Here is a 24,484-nt window from a genome sequence, read left to right on the forward strand (position 1 = left end):
AACAAAAAGTGGGATCTGTTTTCTGCTTTTGCCCCTAAAATCAAATAAAAGTAGTATAATTATGCATATAAGCTTAACTGGTTTAGGCAGCAATTATTCATTAAGTTAGGGGTTATTTTGCAATGGAGCAAGATAAAAAGAAAATCGGGCTGGCTAATTTGACCATGATGATTTTTACGTGCGTATTTGGTTTCGCCAATACGACCGTTGCTTATGATCAAATGGGCTATGCCTCGATTATTTGGTATATTCTGGCAGCTTTGTTCTTTTTCCTGCCATCGTCTTTGATGTTTGCTGAATACGGCTCGGCTTTGAAGAGTGCCAAAGGGGGCATCTATTCATGGCTGAAGGTTTCAATTGGCGAAAAGATGGCCTTTATCGGAACCTTTATCTGGCTGTGTTCATGGGTTGTCTGGATGGTCTCGACAGCTGCCAAGGTTTGGATTCCAATGTCAGCCTTTTTCTTTGGTTCAGACAAAACGCAGAACTGGAATTTCTTTGGCTTGACCTCCACGCAGTTTGTCGGCATTTTGGCTATCTTGTGGATGATTTTCGTTACCTACATGGGCAGCCGCGGGGTCGACAAGATTGCCAAGGTTGGGGCCGTGGGCGGAACTTTCGTCATGATCTTAAGCGGTGTCTTTATTGTCGCCAGTCTAATCATTTGGATCTGCAATCATGGCGCGATGATGCAGCCGATTCATGGCCTGCACTCGTTTGTTGCTTCGCCTAATCCACAGTTCCAATCTGGAGTCGCCGTCGTTTCGTTCATGGTCTATGCCGTCTTTGCCTATGGTGGCATGGAGTCAATGGGGGGCGTCATGGATTCGGTTGAAAAACCAGAAAAGACGTTCCCAAGAGCATTGATGATCGGCATGATCGTAATTACGGTTCTATATGCGTTGATGATCTTTATGTGGGGGATGTCAACCAACTGGGAGCGCGTTTTAGGTAAAGAAAACGTCAACCTTGGCAACATCTCCTACGCCCTGATGAACAACGTCGGGCTGGTCTTGGGCAGTTCTTTGGGGCTGTCGCATGCCACGGCGGTGCTGCTGGGCAATCTCCTCACGCGGTTTACCGGTCTGGCAATGTGGCTGGCTTACATTGGCTCATTCTTCGTGATGGTCTATTCACCGATCAAGTCCTTTATCATGGGCTCTGATCCAAGACTTTGGCCAGCTAAGATGACTAAGCTCAACAAGCATGATATGCCAGCTTTTGCCATGTGGATGCAGGCAATCGTCATCTGTGTGATCATCTTTGCCGTCAGCTTTGGTGGTTCGGCCGCGCAACAGTTTTATCTGATTCTGACTGATATGTCCAACGTGGCAACCTCGGCACCATACCTGTTCTTAGTCGGGGCCTTCCCATTCTTTAAGAAGATCAAGGACCTGGATCGGCCATTTGTGTTCTTTAAGACGCAGCGGGCGGCCAACTGGGCTTCAGCGATCGTTTGGCTAGTCGTAGCGATCGGCATTATCTTTACCTGTCTGCAGCCAATCTTGGATCATGACTATCAAACCGCATTTTGGACGGTATTTGGACCAATCTTCTTTGGCCTGGTTGCCTGGGCCTTTTATGCAAATGCACAAAAGCATGGCTTCAAGGCAGAAAAACAGCAAAACTAAGAAAAACAGCAAAGGACTCCTCGTATCAAACGAGCGAGTCCTTTTACTTTGCGACGGCCTGGGTTAAGATGATAATGAATCATAATTGAAAGGATATTTGTTGATGGGAAAAATCAAAGCCAATCTGGCCGAATATACTGGTCATTGGCTGAGCTATAGCGGCTTTTTATTGATGATCGTGCTGATTGATCAAGTAATCGTCGGGCCGCTTTTTAAACTGATCATGACTAGTCTGATGCAGCAAGGGCGGGTACCAGTCGTCTCCAAGCTGACGGCCATGGAGCTTTTAGCGGCGCATCCCCTGGTCCTGCTGGGGAGTCTTGGCGGTCTTTGTCTATGGCTGGTCTGGCTAAGCATCGTCTGGGGGCTGGCTATTTACGGCATCACTCTGCTTAGTCAGCGCCGTTTTGCCTGGTCGGTGTTGTTGAAAGACATGTCCTTTTGGCTGCGACCAGACTGGGAAATGCTGGTGCTGGTCAATTTTTTATGGCTGATGCCGCTGGGCCAGGGGTTGTTCTGTGCATTGCGTTGGGGACACCTAAATTATCCGGCATTGATGCTTGATTTTTTGACGCGCAAAACCTGGCTGCTGATCATAGCAGTGCTGCTCTATCTGGTGGTGCTGACGATTGGTTTTTTAACGCTGCCTGACTTGGTTGCAATGGCAGCCGATCAGATCACGCTTAAACAGGCACGGCAAAACCCAAACGCTGGCTGGCAAGGATTAGCAAACGTGCTGAGTACGTTGGGCGGAGTGCTGATTTTGAGCCTGCTTGGCTGGGGACTTAATCATTTGCTGCTGCTGATTTTAAGCGGGTTGGAAATATTTCCTGGGAAATGGGTGTGGGGAATCGCGATCATTTTTCGCTCGTTGATGCTTGGCGGCGGTTTTTGGCTGTTGGCCGGCGCGCTGGTGGTCATGGTGCTTAGCCGGCAATCATCAGATGAAAGGTTTAAAAATCTGCCGGCAGCTGATTTTCCCATCTGGCTGGGCAAAGGAAGCTGGCTGGTGATTACAGTGTTGATCTTAATGACCAGTGTCGTCAGTCTGCCGGCCGCTTGGCATCAGCCCGTGGCTATCTCGCATCGGGGCGTCACGCAGAAAGATGGCGTGCAGAACACTTTGCCGGCTGCGGAAAAAACACGGCAGCTGCATCCTGATTATATTGAGATTGACGTTCACGAAACGGCCGATCAGAAATTCGTAGTGATGCATGACGAGAATCTGCGCCAGTTGACGGGGATCAACCGCAAGCCGCGTCAATTAACTCTTAAGCAGCTGCAGGGGCTGGCGGCTGATGAAAACGGGCACCGCGCACACCTGGTTAGTTTCGATCAGTACTTGGAATTTGCCCAAAAACACCGGCAAAAACTTTTGGTTGAGATCAAAACGACCCCGGCTGATTCGCCACGGATGCTGCAGCATTTCAACCAACGCTATGGCAGACAGCTGCAGCAGAATCATGCCTGGCTGCACTCAATGGATCTTTACGCGGTCCAAAAGCTGCATCGATTGAATCCCAAGCTTGCAGTCATGGCGATTCAGCCCTACGTTTTAGGCTGGCCATCAAGACATGTCGGCTGGAACGTTGAATATTCGATGCTCAATCCACTGCTGATTGCGCAGCTGCATTTTAAGCACCAGCCAATCTGCGTCTGGACGGTTGATGATCCTGATACCATGCGTCAGGCTGCCTTAATGGGAGTCGATGGCATCGTTACGGATAATCTAAAGGCCTTAGACATAGCGCTAAAAGATGCCGAACGCCATCACGACTACGCATCACGGCTGGCAGCTCAGCTCAACGTTGCGTATAACTGGCATAACCTGATTGATGGTCGCCGTTAGCAAAGCAGCGACCTTGATTAAAAAATGGCACTGGATCTGCAGCCAGTGCCATTTTTAGTGTTATATTAGCCAAACTGATGGCGAGCAATCATTCTGCTCAAAACAAAACTGATCAAAAAGGCAACTACCAAAAACATTACCACGACCAGGTACGGGTACTGGTAGTTGATATCCAGCAGCGCCCCAGAGATCAAAGGACCGATAATGTTGCCAACGCTGGTCAGTGACATGTTGATGCCGTTTAAAAGACCTTGATTCTGCTCGCTCATTTTGGTCAAAAGCGTCGTAATTGCGGGCCGCAGCAAATCAAAGGCTTCAAATACGACCAGGGTGGCGATGATGATCTGCCAATGCGAGTGATCATAAATGACAACGACCGTTCCAACTGCACTCAGCAAAAAAGCCCAGCGCACCAGCTTGACCTCGCCTAGCCAGAGTACCATGCGTTCAAAGAAAAAGACCTGTAGAATCAAAGAGATGATCCCGTTTAGCGTCAGAACGGTGGCAATTGCGCCCAGCCCGAATTGGTGAACCTCATTGACGTAAAGACTGTAGATGCTTTCAAAGCCGGCCAGTCCAAATGCCGCGACAAAAATCATTAAAAACGCGGTCGTCATTGCCGGACTGAGCAGCGACTTAACCTGCGTCCAAGTGCTGTCCTGCAGATCCTTTTGAACGTCTTCGGTATGCGATTTGAATTCCTCATTTTGATCGCTTGGCAGTAAAAGCCAGGCCACCAGAGTACTGATCAGTCCAAGAATACCGGCAATCCAAAATGGCACCTTATAGCCGAAGTTGGCTAAGATGCCGCCAAGGCCGGGCCCAAGAATCAGCCCACCGCTAAAGGAAGCCGACAGCCAGCCGATTACCTTGGCACGGTCCTTCAATGAGGTCAGATCGGCAGCCAATGCCATTGAAGTCGGCACGACCATGGCTGCTGACAGTCCATCAAACGCCCGTGAAAGATTGAACCAGAAAAGGTGACCAGCCAGAGCAAAAACAAACTCGGCCAGGCCGAAAACCAACAGTCCCCAGACGATCAACGGCTTACGACCGATTTTGTCAGAGATGCGCCCGACGATTGGGGAGCCAATGAATTGAACCAAGGCAAACAACGAAGACATCAATCCCATTTCAAAGGCTGAAAAGCCATACTCTTTTTTGATAAATGGCATGACGGGGAAGATCAGACTCATGCCAAGGCAGATTAGAAACTGACAGACCAATAAAATCAAGATGGTCCGTTTTGATTGCGAACTCATAAAAAACTCCTTATTAAAATAATTTGGCAAAAAGAAAGCGGGAATGGACGCTGGGTCGCATTTCCGTTTTAGTCGCTCAGCTGTTTTTGTTTGATTTGACTGCTGGCGCGTTTATGATGCTGGTGGGCACCAACTGAAACAAGCGCCAAAATGATGATTAAGATCGCGAAAACCACCAGCTGAGCAAGGTTCTCGCTAAAAATTGCATTGCCGCCAAACGAGTAGACAAACGAGCACGGCAGCATTCCCAGCGCAATCAAGGGTAGCATCTGTGTCGGTGAGACCTTAAGCCGGACTCCCGAGTAGTTGACCAGTGCGTTGGGAATGGCTGGAATCATATAGCCGATAATCAAGCCGAGACGCGGGTGGGGTTGGTTGAGCAGTTTTTGCAGCAGCTGATGCTTCTTGAGTTTTTGTGACAGGTGCACGCGGCTAAACAGCAAGGCAACTGCCAGATTTCCCAGGATGTTGCCGCTCCAGCTGATCAAAAGGCCGATCCAAGGTCCATAGCAGACGCCGGCTAAAATACATACCGCAGCAATCGACATGCCTGGGATCGCATTAAGCAGCGCGATGACCATCATTAAAAGCAGAAAGTCCTTGGCCCCGTGATCACGAATCATCTTAGTAAGCATGACGCGGTGTTCGTGGGTCGGATGCATCAGCAGCTTGATTTCTGGCCAGTAGTCAAAACCGACCTTAATCAAGACGATCATGGCAAAGATGCCGGCCAGAATCGTCAGCCAGCGACTGTTAAGATGTAGTTTTTGAGGCATCGGGGCATCTTCTTTCTATCGGTTAGGCGTTCAGTGCCTGGCTCAGCTCAAAAAGCGTTTGGCGCAGCAGCGGATCATGAGCGTACAGATAGGTTCCTTTAACGCCGCGTTTTAAGATTACGTTTAAGGCGTTTAGGATCATTCGCTTCTCATAATGAATGATCTGGTCGGGATCCGTCAAGTCAGCACGCTTTTTAAAGGCCTCGGTATCGGTAAAGCGATCCAGATTGACCTGCAGCTGATTGGTACCAGGCTTTTGGCTGATTACTGGCCCAATGATGATGCCGGCATAATTGAGATCAAAACCCTGGCAGGTATAGATTGAGCCGACCTCGTCAATGGTTTGCGGCAGCTCAGCCCATGGTGTGGCGGTAAAGTTGTACTGGTCCCAAGGCATTTTAAAGTCGCCTTCACAGATGTAGTGCTTGCCGCCATCAAGGGTTGAAGGATAGCCAGATGTTGAAAGAATTCTGGACAGGCCGACTTCTTGGTTGCGCTTGACGATCAGCTGCCGCATCTTTTCCGCGTCGTCAAAAATACGAAAATCATAGTGATCACAAGCGTTTTTAGGCAGGGGCTCAATCAAGCCGTTGGTCAGCTGGTTGAACCAGGCAATCAGATCGTCAGAAGCCGTCATGCGAAACTGGTGCTTGAGCTGATAGCTTTGGTGTGGATAAGGCGCGATCAGCTCATTTAAGCGATCCAAAGTCCAAAAGCTCTTCATGCGCAGAACCTGATACTGATCAAATACCAAAACAACGACCTTAGCGCGCTTAATGATCTCAAGCAGCTGATTTTCATGGTAGAAATTATTATAGTGATCAGGCTTGCTTAACAATAGATGCGCCTCGTCAATAACTACAATGTCGGCACTGGCGTTGTTTTTGTCCAGCTGATTGATAAACGAGGTTGGCCGCTGATAGTCTTTTTTTAACAAAGTTTTGATCGGTCCGGCAATCTGTTTGTAGACTTTGAGGACTTCGGGATGGTTGACCAAAAAATAGTTGTGCGTCCCGTAAAAAGGACTGTCTGACTGAACCCGGGCGGCCTGCTGCAGACGAGCAAACAGGTGCGACAAGACGACGCTCTTACCGGTGCCGGCATCACCCAGGATCGTATAGACAGCGGGAAAATCCTGCGTTAAGTGCTGCTTGGCAAAAAAAATCACCTCATCGACCAGCTGAGCCTGTTCGTCAGTCAGGTTTTTAAATGGTGACAGCTTTTCGATGGCTTGGTTTGACATCCTGCTCCTCCTTTCTAAAACAATGCTTACTTAATGTTACGAATCTTTTTGGTTGCCGTCAAATTAAAGGAATTACCAACCGTTTTCTTTCTTTCATGAAGTGTTGTAAAATAGATAGCTAAGAAGATCGTTTGTAAATTTGAGAGGTGGAAGAAATGAATCAACATCCGGATTTCCTGATAAACGAAGTCAATGAGCCCCAAGACATCAAATCGATGAACCTGGATCAGCTCAAGGAATTGGCTCAAGAAATGCGGCAGCTGGTGCTTGAACGTGACAGTGCAGTCGGCGGGCATGTCGGTCCTAACCTGGGCGTGATGGAGCTGACGATTGCGTTTCATTATGTGTTTGACTCCCCACACGATAAAGTGATCTGGGATGTTTCGCATCAAAGCTATGCACATAAAATGCTGACGGGCCGCAAACTGGGATTTTTGGATCCTGATCATTATGAAGATGTCAGCGGCTACACCGATCCAAGTGAGAGTCCGCATGATTTCTTTAAGGTGGGGCATACTTCCACGTCAATCGCTTTGGCAGTCGGGATGGCGCAGGCTCGTGATCTGGTAAGTCCTGACAGTCATGAAAACGTGGTAGCCGTCATTGGCGATGGTTCACTTTCCGGTGGGCTTGCATTTGAAGGCCTAAATAACGCTGCCAAGCTTAAGAGCAATCTGATCATTTTGGTCAATGACAATCAGATGTCGATTGATGAAGATCAAGGCGGCTTGTACCGCGGCTTAAAGGAATTACGCGACACGCAGGGACAATCGGCCAACAACATCTTTAAGTTCATGGGGCTGGATTATCGCTACGTGGCAGACGGCAACGATCTAAAGACGATGATTGATGTCTTTAAAGAGGTCAAAAACATCGACCATCCAATCGTTTTGCACGTTAATACGCAAAAAGGCAAGGGCTATCAGCCAGCCATCGATGATCAAAAGAAATACCACTGGCGGGCACCATTTGACCTGCAGACCGGTGAAAGCAAGCAGTCGGCACCAAAAGAAAGCTACAGCGCGGCCGTGATTGATGAGCTTAACGCCCAGGTTGAAGCTGGTAAGCCGGTTGTTGCCATTAATGCTGCGATTCCTGGGATGTTTGATCTCGGTCGCTTTAAAGCTGCCCATGCTGATCGTTATTTTGATGTTGGAATTGCTGAACAAGATTCGGTAACGACAGCGGTGGCTATGGCAGCTGGCGGCGCGCGGCCGGTTCTTTTTGAGAGCAGCACGTTTTTACAGCGCGCCTATGATCAATTGGTACATGACGTGGCCTTAAACGAATATCCAATTGTCATGATCGTTCGTGGGGGCACGATTTCTTCGGGATCGGCCACACATCAAGGCACGTTTGACATCTCATACATCAGCAGTCTGCCAAACATTGAATATCTGGCGCCAACCAACGTCGAAGAAATGATCTCCATGCTGCGCTGGGCATTAAAGCAAAACGATACGCCAGTGGTTATCCGGCAGCCAGAACACGAACTGCTGCACGGCACGCCTTCCCAAGACAGCTATGCGACGATTGACTATGACATTGCTCATCATGGTAGCGAGGTTGCTATCATGGCCGTGGGCGGTTTCTGGCAGCTGGGTGAAGAGGTCTGTCGGCAGCTGAAGGAAAAGCTCAATATCGATGCCACCTTGATCAATCCTAAGTCAGTTACCAGCATTGACCAGCGTGATCTGCACTATCTGCAAGAGGATCATGACATCGTCGTTACGATTGAAGACGGTAATTTAAGCGGCGGCTTTGGCGAAACGATCGACCGCTACTATGGACCAACCAACATGAAAGTCTTAAACTTTGGCGCGCCACGTGAGTTTGCTGACAACGTGCCGCTGGAAGTACTCTATGAATGGTATCATCTGACGCCGGAACAGATCGTTGATGATATCGAACGCGTCGTCCACTCGGCAATTTACTAAGCCATCTGCTTGACAATTGGCAAAAAGCATTTTATAGTTCAGATAATATCATCGCGAATCAATTAAGGATCGTTCAGAGAATCGCCGGTAGCTGCAAAGGCGAGCAAGCATCCGAAATCCTGTCGCGAGCTGACTACATTGAAATATTTTTTTAAAAGGGTAAAGCACGTCTTTAAACGAGAATGGTACCGCCGTCACTGGTGTCTCGATTAAGGGCGTGTTTTTTGTCTTAACGAGGTAAGCATATGGAAGCAAAAATGATTCGGCGGCTGGTCGTCAAAGTAGGGACCAGCAGTCTGGTAATGAAAAACGGGCGGATCAATCTGCCTTCAATTGATCGCTTGGCCTATTCGCTGTCTGCACTGAACAATGCCGGCTACCAGGTCGTCTTGGTATCTTCGGGGGCCATGGGGGCGGGGCTGGCCAGTCTGAATAAAACGCAGCGGCCGGCAGCTATTGCTGAGCAGCAGGCGTTGGCATCTTTAGGCCAAGTCGAATTGATGCGCATCTATTCTCAGCGCTTCTTGGACTATCAGACGCGAATCGCGCAGCTTTTGTTGACGCGCGACAATCTGGAATATCCGCTTAATCGCACCAACGTCTTGAATACGATTGAGGCCCTGCTGCAGCAAAAGATCGTTCCCATTATTAATGAAAACGACCCCGTCAGTGTCGACGAGCTGGATCATCACACGACCTTCAGCGACAATGATGAGCTTTCGGCTTTAGTAGCCACGCGGATCGGGGCCGACCTGCTGATCGTTTTGTCGGATATTGATGGTCTGTTTGATAAGGATCCGCACAAAAATGCCGATGCCAAGCTGATTGAAAACGTTGCAGAACTCACCCCGGCAATCAGATTGAGCGCGACCGGTTCGTCAACGCGCTTTGGCACGGGCGGAATGGTGACCAAGCTTAAAGCTGCCGAAACGATTTTAAACGCGGATCGGCAAATGGTTCTGTGCAATGGTCAGGATCCGCGGGTAATCTTAAAGGTGGTCAATGGTCAGCCAATTGGCACGCATTTTGGCCGGCATTCAATCAAGCCGTTAGCAACTGACAAGGAGGAATTTTAAATGAACGAGACATTGATTAAAATGGGCCAGCGTGCTCAGGCAGCCGAACAGGAACTGATGCTACTGGATACGGCTGCCAAAAACCAGGCACTTTTGCAGATGGCCCAGGACCTTTTAGCTGCTAAAGAAGCAATCATCGCGGCCAATCAGCTTGATATGCAGCAGGCCGTTGATATGCCCAAGAAATTTACCGATCGGCTGCTGATCAATGAAAAGCGCATTGAAGACATGGCAGCCGGCTTAAAGACAGTCGCGCAGCTGCCAGATCCCGTTGCCAAGATTGATAAGGGCTGGTATACGGCTGATGGACTGCAGATTCTGCAAAAACGCGTTCCTTTAGGCGTAATCGGTATTATCTTTGAGGCGCGGCCAAACGTTACCGTTGATGCTGCAGCCTTGACGTTTAAGAGCGGCAATGCCGTAATTCTGCGGGGCGGTAAGGAAGCACTGCATACCAATGCCGCTTTGGCCAATGTCTTGCGGCAATCACTGTCAGACCAGGATCTGCCAAAAGACAGCGTACAGTTGATAACGGATACCAGTCATGAAACGGCTGGCGATTTGATGCACCTTGACGATTATCTGGACGTTTTGATTCCCCGGGGCGGCCGCGGCTTGATTCAGCGCGTAGTTAAGACGGCAACCGTTCCGGTAATCGAAACCGGCGCCGGCAACTGCCACATCTATGTCGATAAGGACGCGCAGCTGAAAATGGCACAGGCAATCGTGGTCAATGCCAAGGTGCAGCGGCCATCTGTTTGCAACGCGGCCGAAAAGCTGTTGATCCATCAAGACGTGGCCGCTGCTTATCTGCCGGTCCTGGCCAAGAGTCTACGGGCTCATGGCGTCGAGCTGCGTGGTGATGAGCGGGCCCAGGCGATCGTTGACATGCAGCCAGCCAGTGCAGCCGATTGGGATACTGAATATAATGACTTGATCATGGCAGTGAAGGTCGTTGATTCGTTTGATGATGCCGTCAAGCATATCAATGCCCACAGTACTCACCACTCAGAAGCCATTATTACTGATAATCTAGAACGTGGTCAGGCCTTTTTGAACCGAATCAATTCAGCCTGCGTTTATATCAACGCTTCAACGCGGTTTACGGATGGCAGTCAGTTTGGCTTTGGGGCTGAGATCGGCATCAGTACGCAAAAGCTGCATGCCAGAGGACCAATGGGGCTGGAGCAGCTGACGACGATCAAGTATCAGATCATCGGTAATGGCCAGATTCGTCGCTAATTTCTTAAACATGGATAAATGAGTTGCATAAATTGTTTTCTAATGCTATTCTAATAGCGTACTAAGTTTTAAGGAGGAAGTTGAAATGCTAAACATGCTATGTGAAATGTACCTAATTCAGCTAACCTCCACCTCAACCACAACAATTTAAAGTGGTTGAGTTCTTCAATCTGGATATCAATAATGCAGCCAACAGCTGATCGAATCCGCTCAACCACTTGCTAAATCTTAAGTGGGATTGAGATAGGTGGATTCGATCGGCTTTTTGTTTGGTTAAAAATAAAGGAGTTTTATTATGGAAGAGCAGAACAACAATCATCTGCGCCGGTCAATGACGACTGGACAGATGGAAATGATTGCTATCGGTGGGACGATTGGCAGTGGTTTGTTTATGGGGGCCACCTCAACCATTAAATGGGCCGGTCCATCCGTTCTGTTGGCCTATGCCGTAGTTGGTCTGGTTTTATATGCCATGATGCGGGCTTTGGGGGAAATGATCTATTTAAATCCAGGTACGGGATCGTTTGCCGATTATGGTACTAAATACATCAATCCATTGTCGGGATATCTGGTTAAATGGAGCAACGTTTTTCAGTTCATTATTGTCGGGATCTCGGACGTCATTGCAATGTCGCAGTATTTGAACTATTGGTGGCCAAATCTGCCAGACTGGCTTTCCGGCATTATTCTGATCGTTATCTTGACGCTGGCCAATCTGGTTTCGGCAAAGGCCTATGGATCATTGGAATTTTGGTTTGCCATGGTTAAGGTCGTTACGATTATCTTGATGATCGTGGTCGGCTTAATGGTGATCGTCTTTGGTCTGGGCAACAACTGGCATCCAGTCGGTCTGTCCAATCTTTGGTCGCACGGCGGCTTTTTCCCGAATGGCTGGAAAGGCTTCTTCTTCTCGCTGGCAGTGATTGCTGGCTCTTATCAAGGGATCGAGCTGCTGGGGATTGCGGCAGGGGAAACGGCCTCACCGCAAAAAGCCATCGTTAAGTCGGTTAAATCCGTGATCTGGCGAATCTTGATCTTCTACATTGGAGCTATTTTCGTGATCGTTTCCATCTATCCTTGGAATCAGCTGAGCGCGGTTGGCTCCCCATTTGTTGAAACGTTTGAAAAAGTCGGCATCACGGGAGCAGCTGGTCTGATCAACTTTGTCGTGTTGACGGCAGCAATGTCGGGTGCCAACTCGGGAATCTACAGTGCCAGCCGGATGCTGTTTAAGCTGTCGGTTGATCATGAGGTTTCGCCATTCTTCTCTAAGCTGTCCAAGCGCGTGGTGCCAAACGTCGCGATTTTGACGATTGCCGGCTGGATTTTAATTGGTTTTATCCTTAACACCATTTTGACGCAGATGAGCAAAACGGCTTCCAACCTGTTCGTTATCGTCTACAGTGCCTCGGTTCTGCCCGGGATGGTGCCTTGGTTCGTTATCCTGCTTTCTGAATTGCAGTTTAGAAAACAAAATGCCGATCTAATGAATAACCACCCATTTAAGATGCCGCTGTATCCGTTCTACAACTATTTTGCCACGGCAGCCCTGCTGATTATTCTGGCATTCATGTTTATCAATCCAGATACGCGGGTTTCAGTTTCGGTCGGGGTAGTCTTCTTGGTAATCATGTCGCTGATCTACTTTATTCGGGTCCGCAAGCATGAAGAACCCGAGGCCAGCGAAGAAGCTGATTTTGAAAATGAGCATCATTTAAAGAAACATTAATGGAAATTAAATTAGCGTCTGGTCAATTGGCCAGGCGCTTTTTAGCAGGGACAGTATGCTATAATTTTTAATAATTATGAAATTAAGGAAGGGATCGCAGTGAAACATACCTGTACGACTTTTTTGGCTGGAAAGGCAGCCACGATTGATGGATCGACTTTGATCTGTCGTCAAGAAGACTATGGCAACGCGTTTGATCCACAGCGCTTTGTTGTCGTCAAGCCAGAGGAGCAGCCGCGCCACTATGCCTCTAAGACGACCAGCTTTACGCTTGAGCTGCCGGAAAATCCGCTCAAGTATACGGCCGTGCCCGATGCTGACGATAGTGCTGGTGTTTTTGCGGCCGGTGGTATCAATGCCGCCAATGTTGCCATGACCGCAACCGAAACCGCTACGACCAATGCCCGTGTACTGGGAGCCGACCCGTACAATTCGGACAGCGGGATTGGCGAAGAGGATTTTGTCACCTTGGTACTGCCTTATATCAAATCGGCTCGCGAAGGCGTCAAAAGGCTGGGCCATCTTTTGGAAAAATATGGCACTTATGAATCCAATGGTATTGCGTTTAGTGATCAAGATGAGGTCTGGTATTTTGAAACGATTGGCGGTCATCATTGGGCGGCTTTAAAGATTCCCGATGATGCCTATGTGATCGCGCCCAATCAGTTCAACATTACCGATTATGACTTTGAAAGCGATGCGACTATGTATGCCGCTGATCTGCCGGCTTTTATCAATCGTTATCACTTGAATCCTGAACATGGCCTGAACCTGCGCGAGATCTTTGGCAGTCGTACGGCCAGCGATGCCCGCTATAATTATCCGCGCGCCTGGTACGTACAAAAGCTGCTGAGCGATGAGGAACAAAAACTTCCGACTGACCAGGATCTGCCGTTTGTCTGTCATCCAAAGCGCAAACTGGCGATTGAAGACATCAAGCAGGCAATGAGCATGCATTTTCAGCATACCGACTTTGATCCATATGGTCAGGGATGTGCAAACGATCAGCACAAATATCGACCGATCGCGTTAAACCGCAATCTTGAAATTCACATGCTGCAGATCAGAAACCATGTACCGGCCTCGATTGCGGGCGTGCACTGGCTGGCATTCGGTCCCAATACGTTTAATGCCGTGGTGCCGTTTTACGCCAACGTTGAAGACACGCCGGCACCATATAAGAATACGACCAGCGACTTTGATCTGCAGAATATGTATTGGCTGACGCATACGCTGGCGGCGCTGGGCGATCAGAACTATCAACGCTATGAAATGATGGAAGAAGGCTTTGAGCAGACGGTTATGGCGGCCTGTCGTCAGCTGCAGTCCCAAACCGACGCGCGCGTACAGACAATCGATGAGATCAGTGCCGAACTGACGCAAGTCAACGATCAGATGGCGCAGATCTCGCTGACCGAGAGTACCAAGCTGTTGGGCAGGATGGTCAAAGAAGCCTTTAAACATGAGAAACTGCAATATTAATAATCATTTGATAGTCAAGGAGAAATAAATGAAGAAGAAAACGCGTCGAGTCCTGCATTGGCTGACGGCTTTCGTAGTTTTGTTTGCCCTCAGCAGTCTGATCAAGCCGGGGACGCAGACTGACAATTCAGCCACGGCTACCAGCACCTCCAGTAGTTCAGCCGTTTTAGCCAGTCAGTTAAAAGAAAAGCTGAATGGCCTGGTTAACAAGACCAGCAGCTCAACTGGCAGTCAGCAGGGTTCCAGTACGCTGATCACGCCCAGTCAGACCAAGGCCGCCTCGGTTTTGTCAGAAGGCGTTAAACAGCAGCTGGGCGGCAGTCTGACCTGGAATGGGCATGGTGCATACATTGTCAATAATAACCAGACCCAGCTGAATGCCAGCGTCAGCAGCGCGCCATATGCCGTCAACTATACCGACAGCCGCGGGCGAGCCTGGCGAGGCGAGGCCTGGCTGAACAAGACGACGCGTCAGTATCGCAGTCGTGACCAGACCGGCAACGGCGCTACCAGTTGGAAACCAGAGGGCTTTTTACAGGCAACGAATCTTACCAATGGTCCATCGCATGCCTATGACCGCGGCCACTTGCTGGGTTACGCGCTGGTTGGCGGAATTTCAGGATTTGATGCCTCAGAGTCGAATCCGAAAAACATCGCCACGCAGACGGCTTGGGCCAATGAGGCAGCCAGCGAGAGCTCAACCGGGCAGAACTACTATGAAGGACTGGTTAGAAAGGCACTTGATCAAAACAAGAAGGTGCGCTATCGGGTAACCGATATTTATGATGGTGCCAATCTGGTTCCATCAGGCGCACATATTGAAGCTAAGTCCAGTGACGGCAGTCTTGAGTTTAATGTCTTCGTGCCCAACGTTCAAAATAATATTGTAGTCAATTACGCAACTGGCGCCGTAACGGCAAGCAATTAATAAAAAACAGTCGACGAAAAATTACGTCGACTGTTTTTTTACTGTGTATCTTTAATCGCGTCAATCAACTGTAAAATCGCATAGGCTGCTTTATCAGCCTGCTGTGGATCCATCGATTTTAGCTGGTAGATTAACTGATTAACTGAAAGAGAGGTTTCGCGGTCACGCTGACTGTCCTCGACCAATTGTGCAGTTGAGATTTGCATGGCGTGGGCAATCTTGTTAAGCGTTTTGATGCTGACGTTTTGATCACTTGTTCTCTCTAATCGTGAGATGAAATTGACAGACAAACCGCTTTCTTCAGCAAGTTTTTCCTGTGTTATCCCGAGGCTTCTACGGAAGGCTCTGATATTCTCGCCTATATTTAAAATTTCCGGCACCCCCTCTTTTTAAATCTAACTAAAAAATTTGAAATTTTTAACGTTACGAATAAACGGTTTCAAGAAACAATTTTTACAATTAATGCACATATTATAGAATTCACAGAATTTTTGAGTAATTTGGTTTTTGCATAAAATAAAATCCTGGTGAGTGCACACAAATTTGCTTGTCATTCTTTAGGGCCAAAACTTGCAAACGTTATAAAAATACAGCAAAATGGAACATAGTATAAAACGATGACGAAGAAGGAACCAGTTTATGAGTACGACGACGCAAAATTCGGCCAGTCAAAGACGACGGGTCCACTACGTTTTTAATAATCAAGAGGTGCCACGCTTGACGATTCGTCAGCTGTTTGACACTCGCCGCTTCAGTCGCTTGACGGCGGTTACCGGGGAGCTGGATGCCGACTTTTTTAATCAGCATCTCAGCGACTTTATCCAAGTTGAAATTGCCCTAGGTGCTCCAGAACAGACAACGCCACAGACTGCGGATGAGACGGCCACTAAAGGTGCTTTGACGAATGCACTGCTGGCCGTTGCCAATAAGCAGCCGGCGCGTTTGTTTGAGGCTTTGAGCGGGCAGAATCAGCTGAACGTGCTGAATGGTCTGTACACGGTTGAGCAGGCTCCCGTGCAGGCCATTCATTCACGCTTTTATCTGCTTAGCGATGATACCGGCGCTCAAACGCGGGTAATTCTGGGCAGCATCAACCTGACCGCGGCTTCTTTTGATGAGCATCATAATCAGCTTGAAGAAATACTGGTGTTTGATAATAGTCCCTTATATGCTAATTTTATGCAACGGTTTAAGAACGATCTTAAACCAGTTTTAAAAAATTATTTTTCCACTGAGTTGCTGAGTGCCGCGCAAAAACAGCTGGATGCCATGAAAAAGGATCAAAAAGCTGGTAAAGACGTCGGTAACGTGATCATTCTTGGCAATGAGACGACTGACCAAATCGCGATTGCTGATATGACCGAGCTGATCTCACATGACGTCCAGCAGCAGATCGACCGGGGAATCGTTGGCCAGGAGATTACCAAGGCCATGCGCGACATTACGACTGATCGAGCCTTGGTAAAAGATGAGCTGGAGCGTTCGATTCATCAACAGGATGCCATCTTCAACCTGCAAAAGGACTCGGTCTCGCCACGAGCTGCCAAGCCAACGCTCAAGACGCGCGAAAAGATCTATAAACGAGTGCGGCAGACGCTGATGACTGATATGACGCCGCAGGAACGCTCCGCCGAGAAAAAATACACCACGTTTTTGTATGATCGGCCAATGGAGCGGAATCTGGCCAATGACAACAGCGGCCTGTACGTGCCAAACGATGCGGGAACCTATCCAATTCCATTTGGCAAGCTGGCCACCATCAGCGAGATCCGCGACGGCTTAAAGAGCATTGATGCCGTTATGCAGGGCTATGCCAAGTACGTGGTCGACTACACGCCTGATTATGGCCGGCGCTTTTATGAGGCTATTTTATACAGCTTTACGGCGCCATTTTTATGGGAGATTCGCTCTAAGGCCAGTCTCAATCCGGAAGACGGCAATGACGTTCCCAACTTTTTGGTGTTGGGAGCTACGGCAGGCTCAGGCAAGTCAACGCTGCTTAGAATCATCAATCAGCTGACCTGGAATACGGACCGCTCGCTGATTGACTTTGGTACGATCTATCCAACCGAGACGCCGCAAAAGAAGCTGAAGACGGTTCAGGCGTTAGAGCACTATATGAAAACCGGCAGTACCTACCCAGTCTTGGTCGATGAGATCGAGCCCTATTTCTTCCAGCAGGATCAATACAGTCGGCATCTGATCGTTGACACCATGAATGATCTGGTCAACCATCCACATGCCGTGGCGCCTTTGATTGGTACGACCAATTATGACTCCGGGTTCACCATGCTGCGAGAAACGGCGCGCCGGACCTACTACCTGCAGATCGACAAGGTGATTGACGAGGCGCAAAAAGGCGAGGCCAACAAATATATCTACAACGTCCGGCAGACCCTAAACAACACGCTCTTCAAGGATTTTGTCGTTCGGATGGCCACGCTGCTCAGTGACGACGAGACGCCATGGCGGACTTTTGATAAACAGACGGGGCGGTTGGACTTTTTGGCCAATACGCGCAAGCTTTTCAAAGAATATTATGAGATGGCGGATCTGCCATTGCCTGACTTCTTTGCCGATGCCATCTGCGACGATTTTCGCGAAAGCGCGCGGAGTCGGTGGGCCAAGCTGTATCTGACGCAGACTGAGGACTTTAAGCACTATGCCGATAAGCACAGTCTGCTGTTTGACATCTCTAAGCTCAATACCTTTAACGGCTTCAGTGCTGATAGTATTGAAGAGTATCGTAACGCGCTGCCGGTTGAGATCTGTGTCGATGGCATCAACGGCAAACGCGGCAAGTTTATGGAGATCAAAGAGGATGCCTTTTTCAAGTGGATTGGCGAGCCCGATCCCTATCTTGAAGACGCCGACTTTGCCAAGGAAGCAGCAGCGGAGCCGGAACGTTCAGCAGCTGCCGAACCGCCAAGAAAAAAGAAGGGCTTTTGGGCACGACTGTTTGGCTAGGCAATCATCTTTGAACAGCCGCTTTTAGTTTTGAATTGAAATTAGCGGTCGAAAGGGTTTACAATATCTTCTAGAGATAGTTTAATTAAACAATTAACTCAAGGAAGGTTTGTCAGATGCGTTTTAATCGAGAATTTTATAAGGACGTTTTCTTCTGGGGCGGAGTACTGATCTTTTTGTCAGCGATTTTATATCAAGGCAGCTGGTCAACCTGGTTTGGCTATTTTGATGTCTTCTTGATCGTTTTCGGTCTGGCATTGGCAGCGATGACTATGGTTAGCCATGACGTCCCTAAAAACAAACAGTCAAGATAAAAAGGATTTTAGCATGAGGCTAAAATCCTTTTTGTTTGATCAGCTTGCTTAGTCTTGTTCCGCTTTGATCAGTACGCGCTTTTTGGTTTGGCGCTTGGTATGGAACTTTTCCAATACTGGAACGACCATGCGCTGATACCAATGGCGACTCGTGAGCCAGCGATGGAAGCGAGGCGACAGCTTAGAGAGCGCAAACAGCGCCAGCAGGAAAAATGGTACTTGAGGGATTACGGGCAGTGCCAACCCAATAATGCCACCGACAAAACCGGTCAGTGTCAGCATTCCCCAGCCAATTTTCTCCAAAATGATCAGCATACGGTCATCTCCTTTATAAACGCGACTTGATTTTGTTGGCAAGATTATAGCACGTTTGGCTTCAAAACGCATTGAAAACGAATCGGCCTTGAGTCTTTTTTAATCTTTGCTCAACCAGCGGTGCGTTATAATTAGGCTAGTTTGATGATAAGGGATGATGGTAATGCTGAATAAAAAGCAGCTGGTGATCAAGATAGTCTTAAAACGGGTGTGGTACCTGGTTTTTGGCATTATCATAATTGCGATGGCCGTTCAGCTTTATTTATTGAAGGGAACGCCCAGCCAGCCCTTGAACATGCATCAGCTACGCTCCGATGTCAGCTATACCGATACGCCGACGCTTTTGATCCCAGGACAGGGCGGCAACACGATTACCTTCAATACGTTTATCAAGCGTGCTCAAAATGAAAATATCGCGCAAAGTGCCATGGTCGTGCGCGTCTCGCCGACTGGTCAGGTGCGCGTTAAGGGCAGTCTCAAGGGTAAGAAAAATCCGCTGATCCAGATTCTGTATGACTGGAATTATAACGTTTCGTTCAAACCGCAGATGCATCAGCTGACGCAGGTTCTGATCGTTTTGCATCAGCGCTATCACGTCAAGCGTTTGAATATCGTCGCGCATTCTTATGGTGGGACGGAATTTCTCCACGCCTATCTAAGCAATCAGAGACTACAAAAAGAAATCGCGTTTCAAAAAATCGTACTGTTGGGCGTGCCGGTAGAAGAAAGCTTTGGCACCAATACCAAGTATACGGCCTGGCTGTTTAAAAAGTCGCGGGACGCGAAATTCAAGCAGCTGCTGCGGCAGGTAAAAAAAGCACGGTTTGCTAAAAATGAGGCCGTCTACAATATTATGGGTAAAGAGGCTGATCAAAAGACGGATGGCGAGGTTCCCAACATCCAGTCGCAAATGATGGCAACGCTGTTTAAAAATACCCCGGTCAAATACGTACAGCGCTGGTATCCCAAAACCACTCATCGTCAGCTGCATGAAAAAAAGGCGATCCTGGATTACGTCATGCAGACACTTTGGGGGAAATAGCATTGCTGACAAAAAAAGAGCACGGTAAAACGCGCTCTTTTTTGTAATTAGTTAAAGTGACAGTACTTATGCTGAAAGTCGGCAATGGCATTGTATTCCTGCTGCAGATCGCTGCTGAGCTGAACATAGATTGGTACCAGCGCTTGATAGATATCATAGGTAACCGGATCAGGCTGACAGGTTGCGGCCTTTTTAAGGTGTTCTTTAATGACATCGATTTTCTTGATCATTCCCAGACTCTTCATACCCATGACTACGGCGGCCAAGGTTCGGCTGTCCTGTTCTTGCGGAATGGCCACGGGACTTTGAAAGACATCGGCCAAGATCTGCCGCCACAGGCCAAACCGGGCAAAATTACCAGTTGCCATGATCTGCCGTGGTTCGCCGACGACCGTTTCCAGAGTTAGACTGATCGCGTAAAGCTCATAGACGGTTCCCTCCAAAACGGCCCGTGCCATGTGTGCCCGAGTGTGGTGCGGCGTCAGACCAAAGAATGAACCCCGGGCGTTGGCATTCCACATGGGGGCCCGCTCGCCATTTAAGAAGGGGTGAAAGATCAGACCGTCTGAACCAGCAGGAATCGTTTTAGCAATCTTGGCCACAACATCCAGACTTTCTTCATGCATCATGTTGGCCAGCTGCTTTTCTGGGGCAAACAATTTGTCGCCAGCCCAACTGAATACCGTATTGCCGGCATTGATGGGACCGCCAACGACCCAGTGCTCCTCATCCAGGGCATAGCAGAACAAGCGCCCTTCGATGTCAAAGCGCGGCTGATCAGTAATTACCCGGACCGCTCCGGAAGTATCGCCAATCGTAATAGCCGTGGTTCCTTGATCCAAAGCGCCAACCCCTAGATTATCCATCGGTCCGTCAGCTGCGCCCAGGATAAATGGCGTATCTATTGGCAGACCAATCTTAGCGGCAATCTGGCTGCGCAGTCCCCGTACCTGTTCGTATGGACTGGCCAGCTGCGGCAGTTGGTCGGCCGAAATGCCAATCAGCTTGAGGGTTTCCTTGTCCCAGTCAAGCTCTTTTAGATTTAACAGACCTGAAGCACTGGCTGATGAGATATCGGTTTTCAAAACGCCAAACAGCCGCCAGAAAACATAGTCTTTGATGCCCAGCCAGCAGGTCGTGCGCTCAAAAATCTCGGGGTGCTCATTTTTAAGCCAGATCAGTTTATAGGGCAGGGCCATTGGATGAGTTGGCATGCCCGTACGCTGATAGATCTTTAGTCCTGCGCCGTTTTGCTTCATTTCGGCCGCGTACTTGGCTGCACGATTGTCGCCCCAGGTCAATACGCGCGTCAGTGGCTTATTGACGCGGTTTAGGCCAATCAGACTGTGCATCATGCTTGAGAAAGAGACGCCCCGCAGCGTGCCGTTGTTTAGATCTGCCTTACCAACGACCTCGTGCAGCGTGTCAACGACCGTGTCGAAGATTTCGTCTGGGTCTTCTTCTAACATTTCCGGCTCATCGCGGAATAGATGATGTGAACGAGACGCGCTTGCCAACGCATTGAAGTCCTGGTCATATAAAACTGCCTTGGTGCAGGTGGTGCCAATGTTTACGCCGATCAAGTAATCCATTTGATCCCCTCATTTCTAGTTTCTAAATACAAGTATAAAAAAAGCCAGGCAGTGGTTCAAGCATTTCAAAAGATTTTGTGAAACCACTCACGATAATTTTTGAGCCATAAAAATGTTAAAATAGACAAAAACCAACAGAAGGTGAAAAAATGCAAAAAGAACATGGCCAAGTAACGGGAATCATTTGGAAAACACCGGAAGAAATGGCTGCCTATCAGAAACTGCAGCAGTATGCCCAAAACCATGGCATGACGGTTTCAGCGACTGCCAAACAACTACTGATGCAGAGTCTGCGCCGTCATGTCAACTGATAGATCGCCACGACTTAATTTTTTTAGCAAAAGGACTTGCAGAATTAAAAAAATGCGACTATTATAATAGCCATATTAAAATTTAATGAGATTCATTAATAATTTGTTTCTAAGAATGAATAGGAGTGATCGGAATGGTTCAATTTTCAAAACGGGTTCCAGCAGATGGTACGGACGCAGTTGGTGCAATCCTGGCAGCAGCGGCTGATCCATCAGTAATTTCATTTGCTGGGGGCCTGCCAGCGCCAGAACTGTTCCCCGTCGCAGAAATGAAAAAAGCGGTCGATACGGTTTTTGACGAACACGGCCGCGAAGCCATGCAATATGGTGCATCGCGCGGGGTAACGGAACTGCGCGAACTGATTACCAAGCGCGTTAAGGAACGTGAAGGTATTGATTCAAAGGTAGAAAACGTCATGGTAACGACTGGTTCTGAACAAGTGCTGGATCTGGTCGGCAAGGCCTTTATTGATGAAGGCGATGAAGTCTTGGTAGAGGATCCAACCTACCTTTGTGCGCTGGATGTCTACCGTTCCTATGGCGCCAAGTTTGTTTCTGTGGCTCAAGATGATCAAGGGCTGCGTGTCGATGCCCTGGAAGAAGCGCTGAAGAACCACCCAAAGGCCAAACTGCTGTACACGGTTTCCAACTTCCAAAATCCAACTGGCAAGACGATGCCGGTTGATCGTCGGAAGCGGATTGCCGAACTGGCTGCTGAATATGATGTTATGGTGCTGGAAGACAACCCATACGGCGATATTCGCTTTGAAGGTGAACACGTACCAGCCATCAAGTCATTTGACACCACCAACCATGTACTGTACATGAGCACGTTCTCCAAGATTCTGGCACCAGGTTTCCGTTTAGGCTGGGTTCTGGGTGATCCGAAAATTATCGACAAGCTGACGGTTCTGAAGCAGTCAACCGACCTGCACACTGATCAATTGGCACAATGGGCGGTTGTTGAATTCTTTGCGCAAAACGACATCAACAAGCACGTTGACCAAATCAGTGCTCTGTATGGCAAGCGCAAAGACCTGATGATTGAAGGCATGAAGAAGTACTTCCCAGAAGGTGTCAAGTACACGAATCCAGAAGGCGGGATGTTCCTTTGGGTTAAGGTTCCTGGGGTTACGGATACGGTTGAGCTGTTCAAGAAGTGCTTGAAGGAAAAGGTTGCCTTCGTGCCCGGTGATCCATTCTTTGCCGGTAAGCCAGAACCAGGCACCTTCCGTCTGAACTACTCCAACATGCAGGAAGACAAGATCGAAGAAGGTCTGAAGCGTCTGGGTAAGGCCTTGTCTGATGCTGTTAATGAAAACAAGTAATGCGAACGATTATTGAGTTTAGTTTCATTAATTTTTCAGCCAACGTTTTATAATTAATGAAATACGGACTGTCAGCTGCTTAGCTGGCAGTTTTTTTGATTGATTAAAATCCGCGACAAATATCGCCAATGCCGGCCAGACCCAGCGAACCATATTTACGTAATCGATAAAACCGGATAAGAATTCGGAAACACAATAAAATCAAGCCATTGCTTACAGCTTGCTTAATCAAAAATTAGGAAAAATTTATTTATAAAAATAATTATAGGAATAAGGCCGTTTGGATTTTATCAGATCGTTGCTATCACTTATAGTTAGCTTTTGATCAGTAAGTATACCGATGTAACTTTTAGTAAAAATAATTATATTAATAGTACGTTTTATCTTTATCAATCAAAAACTAGTATGGAGGGATGACAATGTTTCGCCGACATTCGATTCTGTTTTTCAATTGGCGATTATGATGGTAATCATTGCTTCGATGGCCTTGATCATCTGGTCATCGCTTTACCAGACCAATATGATGATTGCCATGGCCGTTATGATTGGATTGGGCGTTTTGGTAGAGATGATGATTCCCAGCATCTTAATCAGTTGGCTGATCATTGCATTAACGACGCTGGGCAGTGCAATTCTGCTGCTTGGTTATGTAGTGATCGCGGCACCGATCAAGCTGGCCTTGCTGTTCACTTTTCCCGTGATTGCCTCGTTAACTTTAGTCGCCAGAGAAATGATCACTGGCTGGGGCTGGCTGGACAAAAACCGCAGCGAGATTCAGTCATACGCGGCCCACTATGATCCCGTCACTAAGCTGCTGACTCGCTATAATGCGGTCAAGCTGTATGAAAAGTGCATACTGTATATTCATGATCGCGACGACGTCAACCTCTGGATCAACGTATCAGCCATTCATTGGGCACACAGCACCCAGTTTCAACAGTTTCATGAGCAGGAATATAATCAGATGCTCCAAGAGATTGCCTGGGTTCTGAAGCTTGATCGGCTGCCCTCTGAATCGCTTTACTATCTTGGCAACGCCACGTTCATGATTATTTCGAATGAACTGTCGGATCGGGTCTTAAAGCAGCTGAATGATCAAACCAAAAGACTGCTTGGCGAGATTGAAGTCAATGGGGCCGCGGCTCAGTATAAATTGGGAACGCAAAAAATCGATCGTCAAAACGTGGCGCACTTCATGACGTTTGAAAAAGTTGGTCGGCACCTGCAGCGTGAGATGGAGACTGACATTGTGACCGAATATCTGAAAGGAAATGTGATCGATGGTTAGGATCTTTTTTTGCTGGCCACGGTAATTACGATGCTTTTTTTACTGGCAATGGTTGTTTTGTTTATCTGTAACTGGATCATCTATTATCGCATTGAAGAGATGGAAACGCATGGCTTGGTCAAAACGATTTGACGCAGGCCAAAGATGATCTTTTAAAGCTGCCGCCTAAAGA

At 48.2% G+C, this 24,484-nt stretch carries 21 protein-coding genes; 15 read left to right on the forward strand and 6 right to left on the reverse strand.

Annotated features, from left to right (window positions below):
* Nucleotides 1-122 precede the first annotated feature (122 nt).
* Entirely contained in the window at nt 123-1,631 is a 1,509-nt protein-coding gene (gene yjeM / locus H0G69_RS04255) for a glutamate/gamma-aminobutyrate family transporter YjeM (protein WP_180305270.1), read from the forward strand.
* 103 nt (nt 1,632-1,734) lie between these two features.
* Nucleotides 1,735-3,480 (forward strand): glycerophosphodiester phosphodiesterase, encoded by a 1,746-nt coding sequence (locus tag H0G69_RS04260; RefSeq protein WP_180305271.1) that lies wholly within the window; start codon nt 1,735-1,737, stop codon nt 3,478-3,480.
* A 65-nt stretch (nt 3,481-3,545) separates the two neighbouring features.
* On the opposite strand, the gene H0G69_RS04265 is transcribed toward H0G69_RS04260, so the two are convergent.
* Genes H0G69_RS04265 through H0G69_RS04275 form a run of 3 tightly spaced genes read right to left on the reverse strand, consistent with a single transcriptional unit; the run spans nt 3,546 to nt 6,761 of the window.
* On the reverse strand, nt 3,546-4,772 hold the full coding sequence (locus H0G69_RS04265) for an MFS transporter (RefSeq protein WP_275691267.1): 1,227 nt from the start codon (nt 4,770-4,772) through the stop codon (nt 3,546-3,548).
* Between the two features lie 38 nt (nt 4,773-4,810).
* Nucleotides 4,811-5,518: a TVP38/TMEM64 family protein gene (locus H0G69_RS04270; protein WP_180305273.1), complete on the reverse strand. Its 708-nt coding sequence runs from the start codon at nt 5,516-5,518 to the stop codon at nt 4,811-4,813.
* A gap of 22 nt (nt 5,519-5,540) precedes the next feature.
* Nucleotides 5,541-6,761: a DUF2075 domain-containing protein gene (locus tag H0G69_RS04275; RefSeq protein ID WP_180305274.1), complete on the reverse strand. Its 1,221-nt coding sequence runs from the start codon at nt 6,759-6,761 to the stop codon at nt 5,541-5,543.
* 155 nt (nt 6,762-6,916) lie between these two features.
* Between H0G69_RS04275 and H0G69_RS04280 the strand changes: the two genes are divergently transcribed.
* The 6 genes from H0G69_RS04280 to H0G69_RS04305 all read left to right on the forward strand — a co-directional run bounded on the left by H0G69_RS04280 (nt 6,917) and on the right by H0G69_RS04305 (nt 15,155).
* A complete protein-coding gene (locus H0G69_RS04280) occupies nt 6,917-8,698 on the forward strand; it encodes a 1-deoxy-D-xylulose-5-phosphate synthase (RefSeq protein WP_180305275.1) in 1,782 nt (593 codons plus the stop codon).
* A 245-nt stretch (nt 8,699-8,943) separates the two neighbouring features.
* Complete coding sequence (gene proB / locus H0G69_RS04285; protein WP_045025381.1) at nt 8,944-9,774, forward strand: glutamate 5-kinase; 831 nt, start codon at nt 8,944-8,946, stop codon at nt 9,772-9,774.
* Nucleotides 9,775-11,016: a glutamate-5-semialdehyde dehydrogenase gene (locus H0G69_RS04290; RefSeq protein WP_180305276.1), complete on the forward strand. Its 1,242-nt coding sequence runs from the start codon at nt 9,775-9,777 to the stop codon at nt 11,014-11,016.
* Nucleotides 11,017-11,311: 295 nt separating this feature from the next.
* On the forward strand, nt 11,312-12,745 hold the full coding sequence (locus H0G69_RS04295) for an amino acid permease (protein WP_180305277.1): 1,434 nt from the start codon (nt 11,312-11,314) through the stop codon (nt 12,743-12,745).
* Between the two features lie 99 nt (nt 12,746-12,844).
* On the forward strand, nt 12,845-14,227 hold the full coding sequence (locus tag H0G69_RS04300) for a C69 family dipeptidase (RefSeq protein WP_370761039.1): 1,383 nt from the start codon (nt 12,845-12,847) through the stop codon (nt 14,225-14,227).
* Between the two features lie 28 nt (nt 14,228-14,255).
* On the forward strand, nt 14,256-15,155 hold the full coding sequence (locus H0G69_RS04305; RefSeq protein WP_180305278.1) for a DNA/RNA non-specific endonuclease: 900 nt from the start codon (nt 14,256-14,258) through the stop codon (nt 15,153-15,155).
* A 38-nt stretch (nt 15,156-15,193) separates the two neighbouring features.
* Here H0G69_RS04305 and H0G69_RS04310 read toward each other — a convergent pair whose 3' ends face one another.
* Complete coding sequence (locus H0G69_RS04310; protein ID WP_045025376.1) at nt 15,194-15,535, reverse strand: helix-turn-helix domain-containing protein; 342 nt, start codon at nt 15,533-15,535, stop codon at nt 15,194-15,196.
* Nucleotides 15,536-15,794: 259 nt separating this feature from the next.
* On the opposite strand from H0G69_RS04310, the gene H0G69_RS04315 reads away from it, so the two are divergent.
* Nucleotides 15,795-18,122, forward strand: a complete 2,328-nt coding sequence (locus H0G69_RS04315; protein ID WP_180305279.1) for an Aq_aa27 family P-loop NTPase — start codon at nt 15,795-15,797, stop codon at nt 18,120-18,122.
* 116 nt (nt 18,123-18,238) lie between these two features.
* On the forward strand, nt 18,239-18,436 hold the full coding sequence (locus tag H0G69_RS04320) for a hypothetical protein (RefSeq protein WP_143113316.1): 198 nt from the start codon (nt 18,239-18,241) through the stop codon (nt 18,434-18,436).
* Between the two features lie 48 nt (nt 18,437-18,484).
* Here H0G69_RS04320 and H0G69_RS04325 read toward each other — a convergent pair whose 3' ends face one another.
* Nucleotides 18,485-18,751 carry a DUF454 family protein gene (locus H0G69_RS04325; protein WP_180305280.1) on the reverse strand — a complete coding sequence of 89 codons (267 nt, stop codon included), beginning with the start codon at nt 18,749-18,751 and terminating at the stop codon, nt 18,485-18,487.
* Between the two features lie 163 nt (nt 18,752-18,914).
* Between H0G69_RS04325 and H0G69_RS04330 the strand changes: the two genes are divergently transcribed.
* The gene (locus H0G69_RS04330) at nt 18,915-19,793 is read left to right on the forward strand and encodes an alpha/beta hydrolase (protein ID WP_240164376.1); all 879 of its coding nucleotides are present in this window, start codon (nt 18,915-18,917) and stop codon (nt 19,791-19,793) included.
* 47 nt (nt 19,794-19,840) lie between these two features.
* Here the strand turns inward: H0G69_RS04330 and H0G69_RS04335 are convergent, their stop codons facing one another.
* Nucleotides 19,841-21,385 (reverse strand): gluconokinase, encoded by a 1,545-nt coding sequence (locus H0G69_RS04335; RefSeq protein WP_180305281.1) that lies wholly within the window; start codon nt 21,383-21,385, stop codon nt 19,841-19,843.
* Nucleotides 21,386-21,534: 149 nt separating this feature from the next.
* Between H0G69_RS04335 and H0G69_RS04340 the strand changes: the two genes are divergently transcribed.
* The 4 genes from H0G69_RS04340 to H0G69_RS11055 all read left to right on the forward strand — a co-directional run bounded on the left by H0G69_RS04340 (nt 21,535) and on the right by H0G69_RS11055 (nt 24,444).
* On the forward strand, nt 21,535-21,696 hold the full coding sequence (locus H0G69_RS04340) for a hypothetical protein (protein WP_180305282.1): 162 nt from the start codon (nt 21,535-21,537) through the stop codon (nt 21,694-21,696).
* A gap of 134 nt (nt 21,697-21,830) precedes the next feature.
* Nucleotides 21,831-23,024, forward strand: a complete 1,194-nt coding sequence (locus tag H0G69_RS04345; protein ID WP_370817807.1) for an aminotransferase-like domain-containing protein — start codon at nt 21,831-21,833, stop codon at nt 23,022-23,024.
* A gap of 460 nt (nt 23,025-23,484) precedes the next feature.
* Nucleotides 23,485-24,312, forward strand: coding sequence for a hypothetical protein (locus H0G69_RS04350; RefSeq protein WP_180305283.1), 828 nt, complete (start codon nt 23,485-23,487; stop codon nt 24,310-24,312).
* A gap of 9 nt (nt 24,313-24,321) precedes the next feature.
* Nucleotides 24,322-24,444, forward strand: coding sequence for a hypothetical protein (locus H0G69_RS11055; protein WP_275691268.1), 123 nt, complete (start codon nt 24,322-24,324; stop codon nt 24,442-24,444).
* Nucleotides 24,445-24,484: the final 40 nt, after the last annotated feature.

The organism is Limosilactobacillus mucosae (assembly GCF_013423865.1).
Lineage (GTDB): Bacteria > Bacillota > Bacilli > Lactobacillales > Lactobacillaceae > Limosilactobacillus > Limosilactobacillus mucosae.

Bases quoted from the DNA above. Each gene is read 5' to 3' on its own strand.
- yjeM (WP_180305270.1), top strand. From the start codon at position 123: ATGGAGCAAGATAAAAAGAAAATCGGGCTGGCTAATTTGACCATGATG.
- H0G69_RS04260 (WP_180305271.1), top strand. From the start codon at position 1,735: ATGGGAAAAATCAAAGCCAATCTGGCCGAATATACTGGTCATTGGCTG.
- H0G69_RS04270 (WP_180305273.1), bottom strand. From the start codon at position 5,518: ATGCCTCAAAAACTACATCTTAACAGTCGCTGGCTGACGATTCTGGCC.
- H0G69_RS04275 (WP_180305274.1), bottom strand. From the start codon at position 6,761: ATGTCAAACCAAGCCATCGAAAAGCTGTCACCATTTAAAAACCTGACT.
- H0G69_RS04280 (WP_180305275.1), top strand. From the start codon at position 6,917: ATGAATCAACATCCGGATTTCCTGATAAACGAAGTCAATGAGCCCCAA.
- proB (WP_045025381.1), top strand. From the start codon at position 8,944: ATGGAAGCAAAAATGATTCGGCGGCTGGTCGTCAAAGTAGGGACCAGC.
- H0G69_RS04290 (WP_180305276.1), top strand. From the start codon at position 9,775: ATGAACGAGACATTGATTAAAATGGGCCAGCGTGCTCAGGCAGCCGAA.
- H0G69_RS04295 (WP_180305277.1), top strand. From the start codon at position 11,312: ATGGAAGAGCAGAACAACAATCATCTGCGCCGGTCAATGACGACTGGA.
- H0G69_RS04305 (WP_180305278.1), top strand. From the start codon at position 14,256: ATGAAGAAGAAAACGCGTCGAGTCCTGCATTGGCTGACGGCTTTCGTA.
- H0G69_RS04315 (WP_180305279.1), top strand. From the start codon at position 15,795: ATGAGTACGACGACGCAAAATTCGGCCAGTCAAAGACGACGGGTCCAC.
- H0G69_RS04320 (WP_143113316.1), top strand. From the start codon at position 18,239: ATGCGTTTTAATCGAGAATTTTATAAGGACGTTTTCTTCTGGGGCGGA.
- H0G69_RS04325 (WP_180305280.1), bottom strand. From the start codon at position 18,751: ATGCTGATCATTTTGGAGAAAATTGGCTGGGGAATGCTGACACTGACC.
- H0G69_RS04330 (WP_240164376.1), top strand. From the start codon at position 18,915: ATGCTGAATAAAAAGCAGCTGGTGATCAAGATAGTCTTAAAACGGGTG.
- H0G69_RS04335 (WP_180305281.1), bottom strand. From the start codon at position 21,385: ATGGATTACTTGATCGGCGTAAACATTGGCACCACCTGCACCAAGGCA.
- H0G69_RS04340 (WP_180305282.1), top strand. From the start codon at position 21,535: ATGCAAAAAGAACATGGCCAAGTAACGGGAATCATTTGGAAAACACCG.
- H0G69_RS04345 (WP_370817807.1), top strand. From the start codon at position 21,831: ATGGTTCAATTTTCAAAACGGGTTCCAGCAGATGGTACGGACGCAGTT.
- H0G69_RS04350 (WP_180305283.1), top strand. From the start codon at position 23,485: ATGATGGTAATCATTGCTTCGATGGCCTTGATCATCTGGTCATCGCTT.